This is a genomic window from Leeia sp. (assembly GCF_041909055.1).
Lineage (GTDB): Bacteria > Pseudomonadota > Gammaproteobacteria > Burkholderiales > Leeiaceae > Leeia > Leeia aquatica.
Genome location: NZ_JAYREC010000006.1, coordinates 40,086 through 56,822, shown reverse-complemented (window position 1 = coordinate 56,822; position 16,737 = coordinate 40,086). Strand labels below are relative to the sequence as shown.

The window sequence follows — 16,737 nt, the reverse complement described above, 5'->3', positions numbered from 1 at the left end:
GCAGCCTCTCTGCGTGATGTTATTTCATGGTGTCCAGCGCCAGATTCAGTGCAAGCACGTTGACCCGGGGTTGACCCAACAGGCCGAACTGCTTGCCTTCTGTATGGGCCGAGACCAGCTTGGCGACCTCCTCCGCAGGCAGATGGCGCGCTTGTGCGACGCGGGCGATTTGTAGGCGTGCGGCTTCCGGGCTGATGTGCGGATCACTGCCACTGCCAGACTGTGTGAACAGATCCGCGGGTACGCGTTCGAGCGGCACGCCTTCACGCTGGGCAACGGCTTTGCGCGCCGCTGTGATTCGCTGCATGAGCTCGGGGTTGGAATGCGCCAGATTACTGCCGGCCATGGCCATGGGATCGTGACCGGATGCGGTGGGTCGCCCCATGAAGTATCGCGCTGATGCGAAAGGTTGCGAGAGCAGGGTAGAGCCTGCGACCACCCCATCCCGGGTGACCAGACTACCGGTGGCGGTGTAGGGAGACAGGGCGCGGCCCAGTCCTGTCGCCAACAGGGAGTAGGCCAGCCCGAAGCCGAGCAGGGTCAGCATGGCCATTCCCAGGGCTGGGCGTAGCAGGCGGGTTTGCGGGGTGATATCGACGGTATTCATGGCAATCTCCTCATGCGCCAAAGGTGGCATGCAACAGCATGTCGATCAACTTGATGGCCGGGAACGGCAGGATGATGCCGCCAAGCCCATACACCAGCATGTTGCGTCGCAGTAGCGCCGTTGCGGTTGACGGCCGGAAGCGTACTCCGCGCAGCGCCAGCGGGATCAGCGCCGGGATGATGATCGCGTTGAACAGCAAGGCGGCAATCACCGCATTGTTCGGGCTGGACAGCTGCATGACATTCAGCGTGGCCATGGAGGGAATCGCACCGGCAAACAGCGCGGGCAGGATGGCGAAGTACTTGGATACATCATTGGCCAGAGAGAAGGTGGTGAGCGCCCCGCGGGTGATCAGCTGCTGCTTGCCGATTTCTACCACTTGCAGCAGTTTGGCAGGATCGTTGTCCAGATCGACCATATTGCCGGCTTCCTTGGCGGCTTGTGTGCCCGAGTTCATGGCCAGACCCACATCTGCCTGGGCCAGTGCCGGGGCATCGTTGGTGCCGTCACCGACCATGGCCACCAGTCGGCCACCTGCCTGTTCCTTGCGGATACGGGCCAGCTTGTCCTCGGGGGTTGCCTCCGCAATGTAATCGTCGACCCCGGCTTCGGCCGCTATGGCGGCTGCGGTCAAGGGATTGTCCCCGGTGATCATGATGGTTTTGACCCCCATCGCCCGGAAGTGCGCAAACTTCTCCTTGATGCCGTGTTTCACCACATCGGAGAGCTCCACCACGCCCAGCACATGCTTGCCATCCGACACCACCAGCGGGGTGGCCCCTTTGCGGGCAACCGCCTCAACCCGGTTGGCCAGTTCAAGCGGGACTTGCCCACCGAGCGACTGCACATGGCGACTGATGGCATCCATGGCCCCTTTGCGGATGGTGCGCCCGTCTGGCAGGTCGACGCCGGACATGCGGGTGTGTGCGCTGAAGGCCACAAAGTGTGCCTGTTCTGGCTCCTCCAGCGACTCACCGGGCTGGCGTGCCAGCTTGACGATGGATTTACCCTCAGGGGTGGGGTCCGCCAGCGAGGACAGCAAGGCCGCTTCACGTAATGCGGCATGGTCGATGCCAGCCAATGCATGGAAAGCAGTCGCCTGGCGGTCGCCATAGGTAATGGTTCCCGTCTTGTCCAGCAGCAGCACATCGACATCGCCTGCCACTTCAACCGCTTTGCCGGATTTGGCCAATACATTGGCGGACAGCGCCCGGTTCATCCCGGCAATCCCAATGGCTGGCAGCAAGCCGCCGATCGTTGTGGGGATCAGGCAGACCAGCAAGGCGACCAGCAGCAAGGGATTGAGCGTGACACCCACAAAGCCCGCAATAAAGGGGAGGGTGGCGACCACCAGCAGGAAGGTGATCGTCATGGTGAACAGCAACAAGCCGAGTGCCACTTCGTTCGGGGTTTTCTGCCGGTTTGCACCTTCAACCAAGGCAATCATGCGATCCAGGAAGCTATGCCCGGGGGCCACCGTAATCTTGACCACGATCTCGTCTGACAACACCTTGGTGCCGCCAATCACGCCCGACCGGTCGGTCCCTGCTTCACGCAGTACGGGGGCAGATTCACCGGTTACGGCCGATTCATTGATGGTGGCCAGACCTTGCACGATTTCGCCATCCGCCGGGATGATTTCGCCGGCAGAGACCAGCACCAGATCGCCAGGTTGTAAATCGGCGCCAGCGACGGTGGTGGTCTGGTGACGTTGTGCCGGATCGGACAGCCGCCGTGCAACCAGCGACTGACGCGCCCGGCGCAGCGAGGCCGCCTGGCCCCGGCCACGGGCTTCGGCGATGGCCTCTGCGAAGTTGGCAAACCAGACTGTAACGAACAGCAGGCTCGTCACCGTCCAGCCCAGTTTGGGGCTGGATGCGCCCGCCAGGGTCAAGACGGCGGTGAGTACTGTTCCGACCCAGACCACGGCCATGACCGGGTTCTTGAAAGCATGCTGGGGCGCCAGTTTGGTAAAGGATGCGCCCAGCGCGGCCTTGAGTCCCGCAGCATCCAGCAAAGCCTGGTGAGTCTTGCGTTGAGTGGGGGAGGAAGTGAATGAGGTCATGACAGGATATCCTTAATGGGCCATCAGCGACAGATGCTCGGCAATCGGGCCTAAAACCAGTACCGGCATGAACTGCAGCAGGGTCAGGATCACCACCACTGCAATCAGCGTGAGGGCAAAGGTCGGTGTTTCTACTTGCAGACTACCGCCACCTTCGGGGGCAACCCGCTTGCTACCCAAACGGGCTGCAATGATCAGCGGCAAGATCAGCGCGGGGTAGCGTCCCAGAAACAAAACCAGTGAGCAGCTCAGGTTCCACCAGTAGCTGGCATCCCCTAACCCCTCAAAGCCAGAGCCATTGTTGGCAAACGCCGAGGTAAACTCATAAAACACCTGGCTGATGCCATGGAAGCCCGGGTTGGAGTTGCCGGTGAGGGAGGGCAGGCTCAGCGTCAGCGCAGTCATGCCCAAAAGCACCAGCGGCTGCAGCAGGACCAGTACCGCCAGCAATTTCACTTCACCGGCTTCCACCTTGCGGCCAAAAAGCTCGGGTGTTCGGCCCGTCATCAACCCTGCCAGAAACACCGACAGCAGCAGGTACACCAGAAACTGCTGCAAACCGCAGCCAACACCGCCCCAGATGGCATTGATCAGCATATTGCTCATCGCAACCAGACCGGTCAGCGGGGTCAGCAAATCATGCATGGCATTGACAGAACCATTGCTGCTTTGGGTGGTGAATGCCGACCAGACTGCTGACGCATCCACGCCCAGGCGCACCTCTTTGCCTTCCATGACGACCTGGCTTGAAGCCACTGCTGGGTGACTTTCCAGCCACCATGCGGCGGTGGCGGACAGGAGCGACATCAGCAACATGGTGCCCAGCACCAGGGCCGAGAACTTCTTGCGCCCGGTAAACGGGCCGATCATGAATGCAATGGCGACCGGGAACAAAATCAAGGCCAGGCATTGCAGCAGGTTCGTCAGCGGGCTGGGGTTTTCCAGCGCCACACTGCTGTTCGGGCCATACCAGCCACCACCATTGGTACCCAACTGCTTGACCGACACCATGGCGGCGACGGGGCCAAGCGGAATCTTTTGCGTCGCCATGCCTGCGCTGGCGTCAACAGGGTGCGCCACGGGCCCTGCCGACAAGGTGGAGGGCACGCCTTGGGTGGTGAGCAACACGGCAAACAGCATTGCCACGGGGATAAATACTCGTACTGCAGGGCGCAGGACATCAGCCCAGTAATTCCCGACATCCAGTGCGGCATCCGCCTGTCCGGTCTTGCGACCGCCAAACAGACCACGCAAGGTGGCAGCCACCAGCGCGAGGCCCATCATCGGGGTGATGACTTGCAAGCCAACGATGCAGGTCATCTGGGACAGGTAAGACAGCTGAGCTTGACCCGAGTAATGCTGCTGATTGGTGTTGGTCAAAAAGGACACCATGGTGTGCAGCGCCAAATCCCAGCGCATATTGGGCACACCATCCGGGTTGAGGGGGAGCCAGCCCTGGCACATCAGCTGTATCCACACCACTCCGGCCAGCATCAGGTTACTGAACAGGAACGCCTTGGCATAGGTTTGCCAGGGCATGCCCTGCGCAGGGTCCACCCCCAGCAGGCGGTAAACCGGGCCTTCAATCCAGCCAAAGCAGCGATCGCCCCGCATGGGGGCCCCTTTCATGACCGCTGAAAGGTAATGGCCTAGCGGCCAGCCGAGCACCAAGGCCAGTGCCAGCACAAGAAACAGGTCTAACACGCGATTCTCCTGGTCATGAACACAGGAGAAATTCTGGCTGCGCAGCCCGTAAAGTTACTATTCCAGCCAGGCCGGGTTTGCGTAAATTCTGCATAAACCCGGGTCGGCTGGATGCTTCTATGTGCAACGGGGCGTACCGCAGTCTATCGGCATAGCGGGGCTATGGCACCATTCCTTGCGGAAGGTGTTTATCTGAGAGAGGTGCCCTATTTGATTCAGCGGCCGGCATGGGGGACCTCGCGCATCACCCGGAGGCGAGTGCGGGGCACGTGCTCAGAGGGCCTGGTCCTATGTGCTTGCGGCAAAGCGCTCGGCAGGAATGCCCGCCAGACTGGTTGGATCAGGAAATAAGTCTGCCCAAACCCCGAGGTATTCGGCTTCCCCTACCCCGAGTATTTCCGCTGCGGCCAGCGTGATGTCGGTCGAAACCTGAAAGTGCAGGTGTGGTGTCCATCCACCGTTCTCCGTGATTTCTCCCATGTAACCGACCACCTCGCCTGCTGCCAAAGGCTGGCCGGGCTTCAAGCGTGCCACCGCCTCATGACTCATATGCCCCCATAACGTGACAAAGGGCGGGCAACCCTTGGGCTCATGCAACAGGGTAATCAAACCACCATAATCCAGTGGGTCAGGTTCAATCTGCACGCTGCGGACGGTAGCCGCAAGGGGGGTATGCACTGCGGTCCCCGCAGGCATGAACAGATCTATGCCCAAGTGGTGCATGCGACGCTTGCCAGAAATGAAGCGGGATTCGAAAGCGGCGCTGGTGTAGACGGTTCGCTTTTCGCCCCATGCCCCAAGGCCAAGCTGAACACGATGGGTTGCACAATAGCTTTCCCACCAGGCGGTGGCTTTCAGCGGTTGCTGTGCGGCAGACTCAATGGTCATGTAATGCTGGGCATCACCATAGGGCACCTGTGCCGTGGTTAACCGGGCTGGGTGAGGACGTACGATAGGCTCGAAAGTGTGGGCATGGGTAGCCATCCAGCGGCGAACTTCCCCCGCCCCTTCCATCGCATCAAACCCGCAGGCTTTACGCAGAATGGCGGTGGCAAATCGGGGGTTCATGCCATCCAGCCGCTGAAGCAGCTGCCATGCTGGAACAAGGTCTGTAGCGGCTGGGTGGTGGTGAGGAGCAGATGCAGCAAGGTTGATGGCCAGCCGTGTCTTGATCAGGTCAAACAGGCAATCCAGCTCTTCAGGCCGTAGTGGGTATTGCTCGTGGAAACCGGCCGTCAGCGCACATGCGGCACCGATCGGGTCTGCCATATTCTGTATGGCCTGTGCACAGGCACTGGCAACATCTGCGATCAGCAGTGAATGCACGGATTGGTCAAAACCGATCAAACCGGCAATATCATGAGGATGGCTCATGTCAACGCGTACCTGCCCATCACTGATTTGATGATGGATCACCTGACTGCGCAGGTGGCCGATCCTGGGCTCGATGCGAGCTTCAAATCGGTTCAGGGTACGCTCAAGCAGCGCCCGTTGCGCAGCATCGGGTACATCAGGCAAGTGCCCGCGCATCCGCGAAGCATGCCTGAGGTCACAGGGTAGATCCCGTAAGGCGCCGGGATGCGTGAAGCCTTGCAGCGCGCGGTCCATATTCCCCATGGCGCGACCGAGATTCCCCAGTAATTCGAGAGACTTGTTGGTGGCGCTCAGTGCAGCGCCGGGAATCCATGACATCATCCGGACCACGCAGGCTTCACCTGTCGGTGATTCCGTGGTGACTTGCAGCTGGCCCGCCATACTGAGCTTTAACCGGGGAGTAGCGGTACCCGCGGCTGCAGATGCCAGATGGTGCAGCAATGCCGTCTGGAATGTACATTCAGTTGCAGAGGCGTGGGCGTTCATGATGTGCAGTGCCCAGTCCCGCCCCGTCCCGGTGACCAGGCGAAACAGGCCATCCTGTGGACTGTTCAGGGCAATTGCCACGCCTTTGACACCAAAAATCGAATCACTGAGCCTTTCGGCGTCCTGCGTGCTGAATGATTGCTGAGGGGCTGGGCTGACGGTCATTTCATGCTTTCTATGCTTGCGCCGACGGATGCTTCAACGCACCAGTCAGGACCGGGAAGAAGGGGTTGTGGAGGGCTGGATAGCAAATTGGCATGTACAGGTGTTTTGCGGCATCATGTATTACGTATGGTTGATAGACTCTGGTGGACCAGACGGTACATTCGTTGATCGGAGCAAGGTGCGGGATGCGAGAGCTGGACGAGACTGACCGTGAGATCCTCACCATTCTGTCAAAGAATGCACGGATCGCTACCAAATCACTTGCGGCACGTATCGGGCTGTCGCGTAGTGCGACGAGTGCACGTGTCAGTAGCCTTGAAAAGTGCGGTGTCATCCGGGGCTATCGAGCAGACATTGGCGAAATTAACCCTCATGTCATCCGGGCCATCCTTCTGGTCAGCCTCCGGCGTACTCCAGCAAATCATCTGTTGGACCTTTTGGCTGAGCACCCTGAGGTGCGGCGTGTGTCATCCGTCAGCGGGGAGCTCGACCTGATTGTGGAAATCGAGACCCCCAATATCGACGGGCTGAACCGCGTCCGGGACTGGCTCGCTACCGATGAATCGGTAGGAGACCTGACAACGTCGATTGTCCTGCGAAGAAATATCGACCGCGAAATGCGTTAGCCACGACCGACACCGCGCCTGTGCTACCCAGGATGCGGATGCGCTGGAACAAAGGGCGTACCCCTTGTTCCAGCACCATGCCCATCATTCCATGGTGATCATGTTGACGGCTTTCCAGCCCGAGTTGTCCTGGAAGGCCTTGTCATAGCCATAGATCGTAATGGCGGGCGATTTCATGTCCCCCTTGCCGTCAAAGCTGATCGGTCCGATTGCGCCCGCAACCTTGACGGTGTGCATGGCGGGCATGAATACCTTAGGATCAGTGGATTGTGCCTTGATCATGGCGGCAATGAAGAAATTGGCAGCATCGTAAGCTTGATAGCCATAAGCACGCAGCGGCAGGCCGAAGCGCTTTGTATACTTGGCCTGCAGTTTCTTTGCGCCAGGCATTTTGGCAATATCCATCGCAGCCTGCGAACAGCTCACGCTACCGTCCATGGCTTCACCGCCTAAACGAACCATGTCACCGGTACAGGCGCCATCGCCAAGCAGCACCTTGGACTTCAGGCCCAGCCTGCGCATCTGCACCAGCAGCGGACCGGCGGTTGCATCCATGCCCCCGTACATCACAATATCCGGGTTATGCCCTTTAATCGCAGTGATGATCGACATGAAGTCTACGGCTTTGTCTGTTGTGTACTCGTGTGCGACAACTTTGCCCCCCAGCGCTTTGATTTTCTTCTCAAACTCATCTGCCAAGCCTTGACCATAGGCGGTACGGTCGTCGATGACAGCAAATGTTTTGCCATTCATTCGCTGCACCCCAAAAATGGCCAAGGCTGGGCCTTGCTGGTCGTCACGCCCTACCAGACGAAAAGTGGTGGCAAAGCCTTGCTCTGTCAGCTTGGGGTTGGTGGCGCTTGGGGTAATGTGTGGAATGCCGGCTGTGGCATAAATCTTGGATGCCGGGATGGTCACCCCGGAGTTCATGTGCCCCACAATGGCTGAAACTTGGGCATCTACCAGCTTTTGGGCTACCAAAGTGCCGGTACGGGGATCGCTCGCGTCATCCTCACTGTCCAGCTCAAACTTGACCTTCTGCCCGCCGATCACAATCCCCTTTGTATTGGCCTCTTCCAGTGCAAGACGAACGGCATTTTCATTTTCTTTGCCCAAATGGCTGGCAGGGCCCGACAGGGGGCCTGCATGACCAAACTTTACAACCACCTCAGCCAGTGCAGGCAGGCTCAACAACGGCAAACTGAGGGATGCTGCGAAGATACAACGTAATGGCTGCATGTCTGCTCTCCAGATATCTTGTATTTTATTTGCCTGAGCAAGCACAACAACAGTTGCCTGGTGTATGCCCAGCTGCGATGAACGGTTCGCCGGAAGATCGGCCCAGCCGAACCAGACTTCGACGTGAATGTTGGCATGTCAGGACAAGCAGAACATCTTGCATGTTTACAGGTAGACCGACATAACGTCGGCCTTGACCGACATAATGCCTGTTTGATGCAAAACCATGGGGCCGTGTCAGGTTCGACCAGTCCAAGGTGGCGCAAGCGCAGTTTGAATGACGCCAGGCATGACCGGTTGGGTGTGCAGGGGGAAGGGTTTGCTGCGGAGCTGCAGCCTGTCAAATTTAGAGCAAGGTTGGAAGCATGGATGGCGGAAGCTGTGAGATTCGAACTCACGGATGGTTGCCCATCGCTGGTTTTCAAGACCAGTGCCTTAAACCACTCGGCCAAGCTTCCGCTGTAGGCTGCTGACCGGACGGCAGCAGCAAAGGTGCTGTGCATTATACCGTGCAGCCTGGGTTGTGACGAGAGCTGAGGTGGAAACTTTCCTGGGTTCACGGTAGTCTTACGCTCCAACAACCCGTGGTGGGTTGATCTCAACGCAAGGAGTTCCAACATGCAACCCTATGGCATCCCGAGTTACGGCGCTGCCGCTGGCCTGCAAGAGCGCAACAAGGTGTTGCGCAATACCTATCTGCTGCTCGCGCTGTCCATGATCCCGACCATTGCTGGTGCGCTGCTGGGCATGCAAATGCACTTCATGCTAAAGGGCATCCTGGTGCCTATGCTGGTGTTCATTGGCGTATCGTTTGCCTTCATGTTCATGATCGAGCGTAACAAGCACAGCAGCATGGGCGTGGTGTTGTTGCTGGCCTTCACCTTCTTTATGGGCTTCTGGCTGTCGCAGTTGCTGCAAGTGGCGCTGATGTTCCGTAACGGTGCGCAGGCGATTGGTCTGGCCGGTGGTGCTACGGCGACCATCTTCTTCGCACTCTCCACGCTGGCGACCGTGACCAAGAAGGATTTCAGCTTCCTGGGCAAGTTCCTGTTCATTGGCTTGATCGTGATGCTGGTGGCTGGTATTGCCAATATGTTCCTGCATTTGCCGGTGATGACGCTGGTGCTGTGCTCGATGGGTGCGCTGATTTTCAGCCTGTACATCCTGTACGACGTGAGCCGGGTGGTGAACGGTGGTGAAACCAATTACATCACCGCTGCATTGGCGATCTATCTGGACATCTATGGCCTGTTCCAGAACCTGCTGGTGCTGATCCTGTCGTTGACCGGTAATGACGACTAAGGGCCAAGCGTCCTGCCAACAAAAAACCGACCCTTGGGTCGGTTTTTTGTTGGGCATCCATGCAACCGCTTAGCGGGCAACACCGGGTACTGGCAATTTAGGGCCGACTTCGCGCCGCTCAAACTGGCGGCGGCGCAGCAGGGTCAAACCATAGACGGTGGCACAACCGATCAGGTGGCCGGTGGAGACGCCCACCCAGGGCAGGTCTTTCACTACCAGTGCGGCGTACAGCAGGGTCACCAGCGAGGTGAAGGTCCAGACCCCCCACGACCACAGCGAGACGGCGCGCGCGCCCTCCTGGTCACGCCAGATCATCAGTGCCTGCGGGATATAGACGGCCAGCAGGCCGATGCCGCAGATACTGTAGAGGAAGGTGATGGACTGGTTCAATAACGACATGATTTACACTCGATATATTAGCCAGCAAACTATAGCAGTTTTCACATGCTGTGTCGCAGCAATTGGTCAAAAACCGACAAACGGTGCGGCTGTATGTCGATTTTTGACCAATTAAAGTCGCGTCAAGGGCGCTCGAACCAGGCGATGCTTTCGACGTGGGCGGTATGCGGGAACATATTGACCACGCCCGCTGCCATCAGCCGGTAGCCATGCACATTCACCAGCACTCCGGCATCCCGCGCCAAAGTGGAAGGGCTGCAGGACACGTAAACAATACGCTTGAGCGCATCCGGACGGCGTGCCAGTGCGATACCGAGTGACTTGACCAGTTCAATCGCGCCATCGCGTGGCGGGTCGATCAGCATGCGGTCGAAATCGCCCAGCGCGGCAAAACCGGCTTCGTCGATCTCGAACAGGTTGGCTTCGGTAAAGCGGGTCAAGTGGCTGAGGTCATTATGACTGGCGTTTTCCAGTGCACGCTGGCACAGCTGGCGGCTGCCTTCCATCCCCAGCACCTGCGCACCCCGGCGTGCGATGGGCAGAGTAAAGTTGCCCAGCCCGCAGAACATGTCGGCAATCTGCTCGCCCGGTTGCGGGTCCAGCAGGGTGATGGCGCGCTTGACCAGCACCTGGTTGATGTGCGGGTTGACCTGAGTGAATTCGGTCGGCTTGTACGGCATCTCGATACTGAATTCCGGCAAGCGGTAGCACAGACGCGGGGCATCCAGCGGATACAGCGGGTAGGCGGTATCCGGGCCTTTCGGTTGCAGCCAGAACTGCAGCGGTTGGTCCGGTGTGCTGTGCTGCTGGATGAAGGCTTGCAGCTGCAGCTCGTCCGCCGGGGTCAGCGGGTCCATATTGCGCAGTACCAGTGCGGTGACATCGTCCCCCACCGCCAGCTCGATCTGCGGCATGCGCTGGGCGATGGAGAGCGAAGCAATCAGTGTACGCAGCGGCAGCAACAGGTTGGAGACAAAGCGCGGCAGCACTTCACAGGACTGCATGTCGGCAATGAAGCTGGAGCGTTTCTCATGGAAACCAATCAGCATGCCGCCTTTCTTCACCACCAGCCGGGCTGACAGCCGGGCACGATGCCGGTAGCCCCAGGTCGGGCCATAGATGGCGGGCAGGATGCGCTCGGCTTTCACCTTGCCGATATGCCAGAGGTTATCCTCCAGTACGCGCTGCTTGGCCGCCACCTGGGCCGCTGGCTCCAGATGCTGCATCGAACAGCCGCCACAGACGCCAAAGTGCGGACAGCGGGGTGTCACCCGCTGGCTGCTGTGCTGCAGGATGCGGACGGCTTGTGCGCTCTCAAAGTTTGGCTTCTTGCGATAACTGCTGTACTCCACCACCTCACCCGGCAGGGCGCCGTCAATGAAAATGGTTTTTCCATCGACATGGGCGACACCATGGCCTTCATGGTCGAGCGATTCAATCTGGGCAATCGGCATGGCCCTTTACCTTCCGTACATCAAGTATTCAGGCTGGCAAGCGTGCTGCCAGCAGGGTTGTAATACAGTCCGGCAGCTGGTCCGGCTGCCGGCAAAATCCATCCGGCTGGGCGGCGTGCAGCTCGGCATCGCTGCCATAGCCCCAGCACACTGCCAGCGCGTGCACCCCGGCACGACGGGCGGCCAGCAGGTCGTTGTCGCGGTCGCCAATCATCAGGCAATCCTGCAGCGGGAGCTGTAGCCGGGTGGTCAGGCGTTCGATCTGTACCGCCTTGTCGTCCAGGCTGGCATCCAGCGCCGCGCCAGAAATGGCGCGAAAACGCGCAGCCAGACCAAAATACTGCAGGATGCGCTCTGCGGGCTGCTGCGGTTTGGCGGTGACCACATACAGGGTGTGCCCGAGCGCGGTCAGCTGATCCAGCGCCTGCGGAATGCCTGCGTAGACCTGATTCTCGAATAGCCCCGTCTGGTTATAGCGCTCACGATAGGCGGCGATGGCCGCCTCGGTGAGGTCGTCCCGTCCCAGCAATTGCGGGAAGCTCTTGCGCAAGGGTGGGCCGATCACCCAGCCCAGTTCCGCTTGTGGCGGCGCGCTGAAGCCCAGCTGCTGCATGGCATACTGTACGGAGCGGGTGATGCCTTCAAACGGGTCGGTCAGCGTACCGTCCAGGTCAAACAGCAAGTGGGCCAAGCACGCGCTCCTCGGGTCAAAATGGCGCCGCTCACGCGGCGCTGGTGGTCTTAGTGACGGAAGTGGCGAATGCCGGTGAACACCATGGCAATGCCATGCTCGTCGGCGGCGGCAATCACCTCTTCATCCCGCATCGAACCGCCGGGCTGAATGATGGCGGAGACCCCATTTTCGGCGATCACATCCACGCCGTCGCGGAACGGGAAGAAGGCATCCGAGGCGCACACCGAGCCCTGCAGTGACAAACCGGCATGCTGTGCCTTGATGGCGGCGATGCGGGTGGAATCTACCCGGCTCATCTGCCCGGCACCGACGCCCAGCGTCTGGCCCTGGCCACAGAACACAATGGCGTTGGATTTCACAAAGTGCGCCACGCGCCAGGCAAACAGCAGGTCGGCCACCTGTGCCGGGGTCGGCTGCAGGCGGGTGACCACTTTCAGGTCGGCTGCGCTGATCGGCAGCAGGTCCGGCGTTTGTACCAGCAGGCCGCCGCCCACCCGCTTCAGGTCAAAGCGGTTGGCGCCTTCCTGCAGCGGCACTTCCAGCACACGGACATTCTTTTTGGCCGCAATCACCGCTTGTGCTTCTGCGGTGAAGGCGGGCGCAATCAGCACTTCGAGGAACTGGCCGGTCACGGCTTCCACGGTGGCCGCATCCACTTCACGGTTGAAGGCGATGATGCCGCCAAAAGCGCTGGTGGTATCGGTGGCAAAGGCCTTGCGGTAGGCATCGAGCAGGGTATCGGCAATCGCCACACCGCAGGGGTTGGCGTGCTTGACGATCACACAGGCGGCCTCGCTGAATTGCTTGACGGCTTCCCAGGCGGCATCGGCATCGGCAATATTGTTGTAGCTGAGCTCCTTGCCTTGCAGCTGGCGATAGTGGGCCAGGCTGCCGGCTGCCGGGCGCAGGTCGCGGTAGAAGGCGGCCTGCTGGTGCGGGTTTTCGCCGTAGCGCATGTCCTGCACCTTCTCGAACTGCAGGTTGAGCCGGGCGGGGAAAGTCTGCAGGCTGCCGTCGTCCATCAGCGCGGTCAGGTAATTGCTGATGGCGCCATCGTAAGCAGCGGTGTGGCTGAAGGCCTGCCGCGCCAGCCGCTGGCGGGTTGGCAGGGTCAGCGCACCGTCGTGCTCGGCCAGCTCGGCGATCAGGCTGTCGTAATCTGCCGGGTTGGTCACAATCGCCACATGGGCGTGGTTCTTGGCGGCGGAGCGCACCATTGCCGGACCACCGATGTCGATGTTCTCGATCGCGTCGTCAAAGCTGCAGCCCGGCTGGGCGATGGTGGCCTCGAACGGGTAGAGGTTCACGCAGACCAGATCAATGCGGCCGATATCGTGCTGGCTCATCATCTGCACGTGGCTGTCGAGGTCACGCCGCCCCAGGATGCCGCCGTGAATCTTCGGGTGCAGGGTTTTCACCCGGCCATCCAGCATTTCCGGGAAGCCGGTGTAATCCGCCACTTCGGTGACAGTCACGCCGTTTTCCGCCAGCAGCTTGGCGGTGCCGCCAGTGGAGAGGATGTGTACGCCACGGGCCGCCAGCGCTTGGGCAAACGCCAGTACGCCGGTTTTGTCGGAGACGCTGATCAGCGCACGTTCAATCTTGCAGGGATTCATCCGGGGGTTCCTGAATCTAAGGGTCACACACGCATGGGCTGCTTACAGCAGCCCATGCTCTTTCATTTTCTTGCGCAGAGTGTTGCGGTTCAGGCCCAGCCAGTCTGCGGCCCGGCTCTGGTTGCCACCGGCCTTGTCCAGCACGGCCTGCAGCAAGGGGCGCTCGACACTCTTCAACACCATGTCGTACACCCCGGCGGGCGTTTCGCCGTCCAGATCAGCAAAGTACTGCTGCAGTGCCTGTGCCACGCATGCGGCAATCGGGTCGTACTGCGGGTTCTCCACTTTCATCAGCTGTTGGCCTTTTCTCGTTATCCTGCTGCGGCAGGTGCCTTGTGGCGTCTGTTGTTCAGGCTGCAACCGCGAGCGGCACACGGTCGCCAAACTCGCGCATCAAATGGTCGAAATAACCGTCAACGGTAGCAAATTGTGCGGCGGTACTGTCCAGCTGGTTCATCGCTTGCCGGAACGGCTCTGCCCCGGGCAAGTCCCGCACATACCAGCCAATGTGCTTGCGGGCGATGCGGCAGCCGCTGTATTCACCGTAAAAGTCATACAGATCGGTCAGGTGGCCACGCACAATGTCCTGCATCTCGGCCAGGTCTGGCCCCAGCAGCAGGCGGCCATGCTCCAGAAAATGCTGGATTTCACGAAACAGCCACGGCCGTCCCTGCGCAGCCCGGCCGATCATCACGGCGTCAGCCCCGGTGTGTTGCAGCACCTCCCGCGCTTTTTGTGGTGAATCAATGTCACCATTCGCGCTTACCGGAATCTGCACCGCTTGCTTGACCTGCCGGATGGTGTCGTATTCAGCCGCGCCGCGGTAGGCATCAGACCGAGTGCGGCCATGTAGCGCCAGTGCCGCAATCCCGGCGTCTTCCGCCATGCGGGCGATGGTCAGCGCATTGCGGCTGTCCGGGCACCAGCCGGTGCGGAATTTCAGCGTCACCGGCACATCGACGGCATCCACCACCGCACGCAGGATGGACCCGACCAGCGCTTCATCCTTCAGCAAGGCCGAGCCCGCGGCCACATTGCACACCTTCTTGGCCGGGCAGCCCATATTGATGTCAATGATCTGCGCGCCACGGCTGACATTGTAGCGGGCCGCTTCGGCCATCATGCCGGGCTCACCGCCAGCGATCTGCACCGCGATGGGACCGGGCTCTCCCTCATGGTTGCCCCGGCGCACCGTCTTGTCGGTTTTCCACAAGCCCGGAATCGAGGTGACCATTTCGGACACCGCCAACCCGGCACCCAGTCGCTTGCACAACATGCGGAAAGGCCGGTCCGTCACCCCCGCCATCGGGGCGACAATCAGGCGATTCGGCAGGGTGTACGGTCCGATCTGCATGCGTGGCCAATGTCCATAAAATCAAATGGGGCGCGGCCTGGCAGGCAGTGGCCCAGTGCGGGGCGAGCGCCAGGCAGCGCGCACGCCGGGCTGCCCAAGGCAGCTACTCTGCAGCGAAAAGGCGGCCATTGTACCGCGAACCCCGGACCGGCGGAATGGTGATTGCCTGTTTTTTAGACAGAAGGTTGACCGCAGGCCAAGGGTAAATCGGTCTGAACGCGACCGGCTGGGCATGTTAAACTATGCCGTTCTGATTTTTTGGCTGCTGAAACATGGACTTGACCCATCTGACCGCGCTCTCCCCGCTGGACGGGCGCTACCGCAAACACGTAGAAGCGCTGGCACCGCTGTTCTCCGAATTCGGCCTGATGCACCGTCGGGTGCAGGTGGAGGTGGCCTGGCTGAAAGCGCTGGCAGCACACCCGGGCATCGCCGAGGTACCGGCATTTTCGGCAGACACGGTGGCGGCACTGGATGCGCTGGTGGCGGGGTTTTCGCTGGCGCAGGCAGAGCGGGTCAAAGCAATTGAGTCGGTGACCAACCATGACGTCAAGGCCATTGAGTATTTCCTGAAAGAGCATTTCAACGACAACGCGGAAGTGCGCGCCGCCAGTGAGTTCATCCACTTCGCCTGCACCAGTGAAGACATCAACAACCTGTCGCACGCGCTGATGCTGCAAGCCGGCCGCCAGCAGGTGCTGTTGCCTATGCTGGACAAGCTGCTGGCACGCCTGACCGAGCTGGCGACGCAACTGGCCGCGCAGCCGATGCTGTCTCGCACCCACGGCCAGACCGCCAGCCCGACCACGCTGGGCAAGGAGCTGGCCAATGTGGTGTACCGCCTGCAGCGCCAACGGGCGCAACTGCTGGCGGTGCCGCTGCTGGGCAAGCTCAATGGCGCGGTGGGCAATTACAACGCCCACCTGTCGGCCTATCCGGGGGTGGACTGGGAGTCGCTGTCTCGGCAGGTGATCGAGTCGTTTGGCCTCACCTTCAATCCTTACACCATCCAGATCGAGCCGCACGATTACATGGCCGAGCTGTATGACGCACTGGTGCGCATCAACACCATCCTGATCGACCTGGATCGCGATGTGTGGGGCTATATTTCGCTGGGCTACTTCAAGCAGAAGGTGGTAGCGGGCGAGGTGGGCAGCTCCACCATGCCGCACAAGGTCAACCCGATTGATTTTGAAAACTCGGAAGGCAATCTGGGGGTGGCCAATGCGCTGCTGACGCATATGGCGCAAAAGCTGCCGGTATCGCGCTGGCAACGGGATCTGACCGATTCTACCGTATTGCGCAATATGGGTACTGCCTTGGGCTACACCCAGTTGGGCTGGGTGTCCTTGCTGCGTGGCCTCAACAAGCTGGAAGTGAACCCGGCTGCGCTGGCGGAGGATCTGGACCAGAGCTGGGAAGTGCTGGCCGAGCCGATCCAGACCGTGATGCGCCGCTATGGCATTGCCAACCCCTACGAACAGCTGAAGGCGCTCACACGTGGTCAAGCGGGTATCAACCGTGACACGCTGGCGGCCTTCATCCAGGGGCTGGCGATTCCGGCAGCGGAAAAAACCCGCCTGCTGGCGATGACCCCGGCCAGCTACATCGGTAAAGCCACCGAGCTGGCGCTTCGTATCGGGCAGGAGTAA

14 protein-coding genes and 1 tRNA gene are annotated in these 16,737 nt (G+C 60.2%); 3 read left to right on the top strand and 12 right to left on the bottom strand.

From position 1 onward, the window contains the following. Positions 1-19: 19 nt before the first annotated feature. The 4 genes from kdpC to ACE3O2_RS14845 form a co-directional block, all read right to left on the bottom strand. Positions 20-607 (bottom strand): potassium-transporting ATPase subunit KdpC, encoded by a 588-nt coding sequence (gene kdpC / locus ACE3O2_RS14860; protein ID WP_374338798.1) that lies wholly within the window; start codon positions 605-607, stop codon positions 20-22. 10 nt (positions 608-617) lie between these two features. Further along, on the bottom strand, positions 618-2,672 hold the full coding sequence (gene kdpB, locus ACE3O2_RS14855; RefSeq protein WP_374338796.1) for a potassium-transporting ATPase subunit KdpB: 2,055 nt from the start codon (positions 2,670-2,672) through the stop codon (positions 618-620). 12 nt (positions 2,673-2,684) lie between these two features. Further along, positions 2,685-4,376, bottom strand: a complete 1,692-nt coding sequence (gene kdpA / locus ACE3O2_RS14850; RefSeq protein ID WP_374338794.1) for a potassium-transporting ATPase subunit KdpA — start codon at positions 4,374-4,376, stop codon at positions 2,685-2,687. Positions 4,377-4,664: 288 nt separating this feature from the next. Continuing rightward, positions 4,665-6,317, bottom strand: coding sequence for a phosphotransferase (locus ACE3O2_RS14845; RefSeq protein WP_374338792.1), 1,653 nt, complete (start codon positions 6,315-6,317; stop codon positions 4,665-4,667). A gap of 269 nt (positions 6,318-6,586) precedes the next feature. On the opposite strand from ACE3O2_RS14845, the gene ACE3O2_RS14840 reads away from it, so the two are divergent. Beyond that, entirely contained in the window at positions 6,587-7,027 is a 441-nt protein-coding gene (locus ACE3O2_RS14840) for an Lrp/AsnC family transcriptional regulator (RefSeq protein WP_374338790.1), read from the top strand. A gap of 84 nt (positions 7,028-7,111) precedes the next feature. Here ACE3O2_RS14840 and ACE3O2_RS14835 read toward each other — a convergent pair whose 3' ends face one another. Beyond that, positions 7,112-8,311: a branched-chain amino acid ABC transporter substrate-binding protein gene (locus ACE3O2_RS14835; RefSeq protein ID WP_374338788.1), complete on the bottom strand. Its 1,200-nt coding sequence runs from the start codon at positions 8,309-8,311 to the stop codon at positions 7,112-7,114. A 325-nt stretch (positions 8,312-8,636) separates the two neighbouring features. Next, a tRNA-Ser gene (locus tag ACE3O2_RS14830) sits at positions 8,637-8,724 on the bottom strand. Between the two features lie 160 nt (positions 8,725-8,884). Here ACE3O2_RS14830 and ACE3O2_RS14825 point away from each other — a divergent pair. After that, a complete protein-coding gene (locus tag ACE3O2_RS14825) occupies positions 8,885-9,568 on the top strand; it encodes a Bax inhibitor-1 family protein (protein WP_374338786.1) in 684 nt (227 codons plus the stop codon). Positions 9,569-9,637: 69 nt separating this feature from the next. On the opposite strand, the gene ACE3O2_RS14820 is transcribed toward ACE3O2_RS14825, so the two are convergent. The 6 genes from ACE3O2_RS14820 to dusB form a co-directional block, all read right to left on the bottom strand. Continuing rightward, complete coding sequence (locus ACE3O2_RS14820; RefSeq protein WP_374338784.1) at positions 9,638-9,967, bottom strand: hypothetical protein; 330 nt, start codon at positions 9,965-9,967, stop codon at positions 9,638-9,640. 122 nt (positions 9,968-10,089) lie between these two features. After that, positions 10,090-11,421, bottom strand: coding sequence for a 23S rRNA (uracil(1939)-C(5))-methyltransferase RlmD (gene rlmD, locus ACE3O2_RS14815; RefSeq protein WP_374338782.1), 1,332 nt, complete (start codon positions 11,419-11,421; stop codon positions 10,090-10,092). 28 nt (positions 11,422-11,449) lie between these two features. Further along, positions 11,450-12,112, bottom strand: coding sequence for an HAD hydrolase-like protein (locus tag ACE3O2_RS14810; protein WP_374338780.1), 663 nt, complete (start codon positions 12,110-12,112; stop codon positions 11,450-11,452). A 50-nt stretch (positions 12,113-12,162) separates the two neighbouring features. After that, complete coding sequence (gene purH / locus ACE3O2_RS14805; RefSeq protein WP_374338777.1) at positions 12,163-13,731, bottom strand: bifunctional phosphoribosylaminoimidazolecarboxamide formyltransferase/IMP cyclohydrolase; 1,569 nt, start codon at positions 13,729-13,731, stop codon at positions 12,163-12,165. A 42-nt stretch (positions 13,732-13,773) separates the two neighbouring features. After that, entirely contained in the window at positions 13,774-14,022 is a 249-nt protein-coding gene (locus ACE3O2_RS14800; protein ID WP_168878377.1) for a Fis family transcriptional regulator, read from the bottom strand. Between the two features lie 58 nt (positions 14,023-14,080). Continuing rightward, entirely contained in the window at positions 14,081-15,085 is a 1,005-nt protein-coding gene (gene dusB, locus ACE3O2_RS14795) for a tRNA dihydrouridine synthase DusB (protein WP_374338774.1), read from the bottom strand. A 272-nt stretch (positions 15,086-15,357) separates the two neighbouring features. Between dusB and purB the strand changes: the two genes are divergently transcribed. After that, on the top strand, positions 15,358-16,737 hold the full coding sequence (gene purB / locus ACE3O2_RS14790) for an adenylosuccinate lyase (RefSeq protein WP_374338772.1): 1,380 nt from the start codon (positions 15,358-15,360) through the stop codon (positions 16,735-16,737).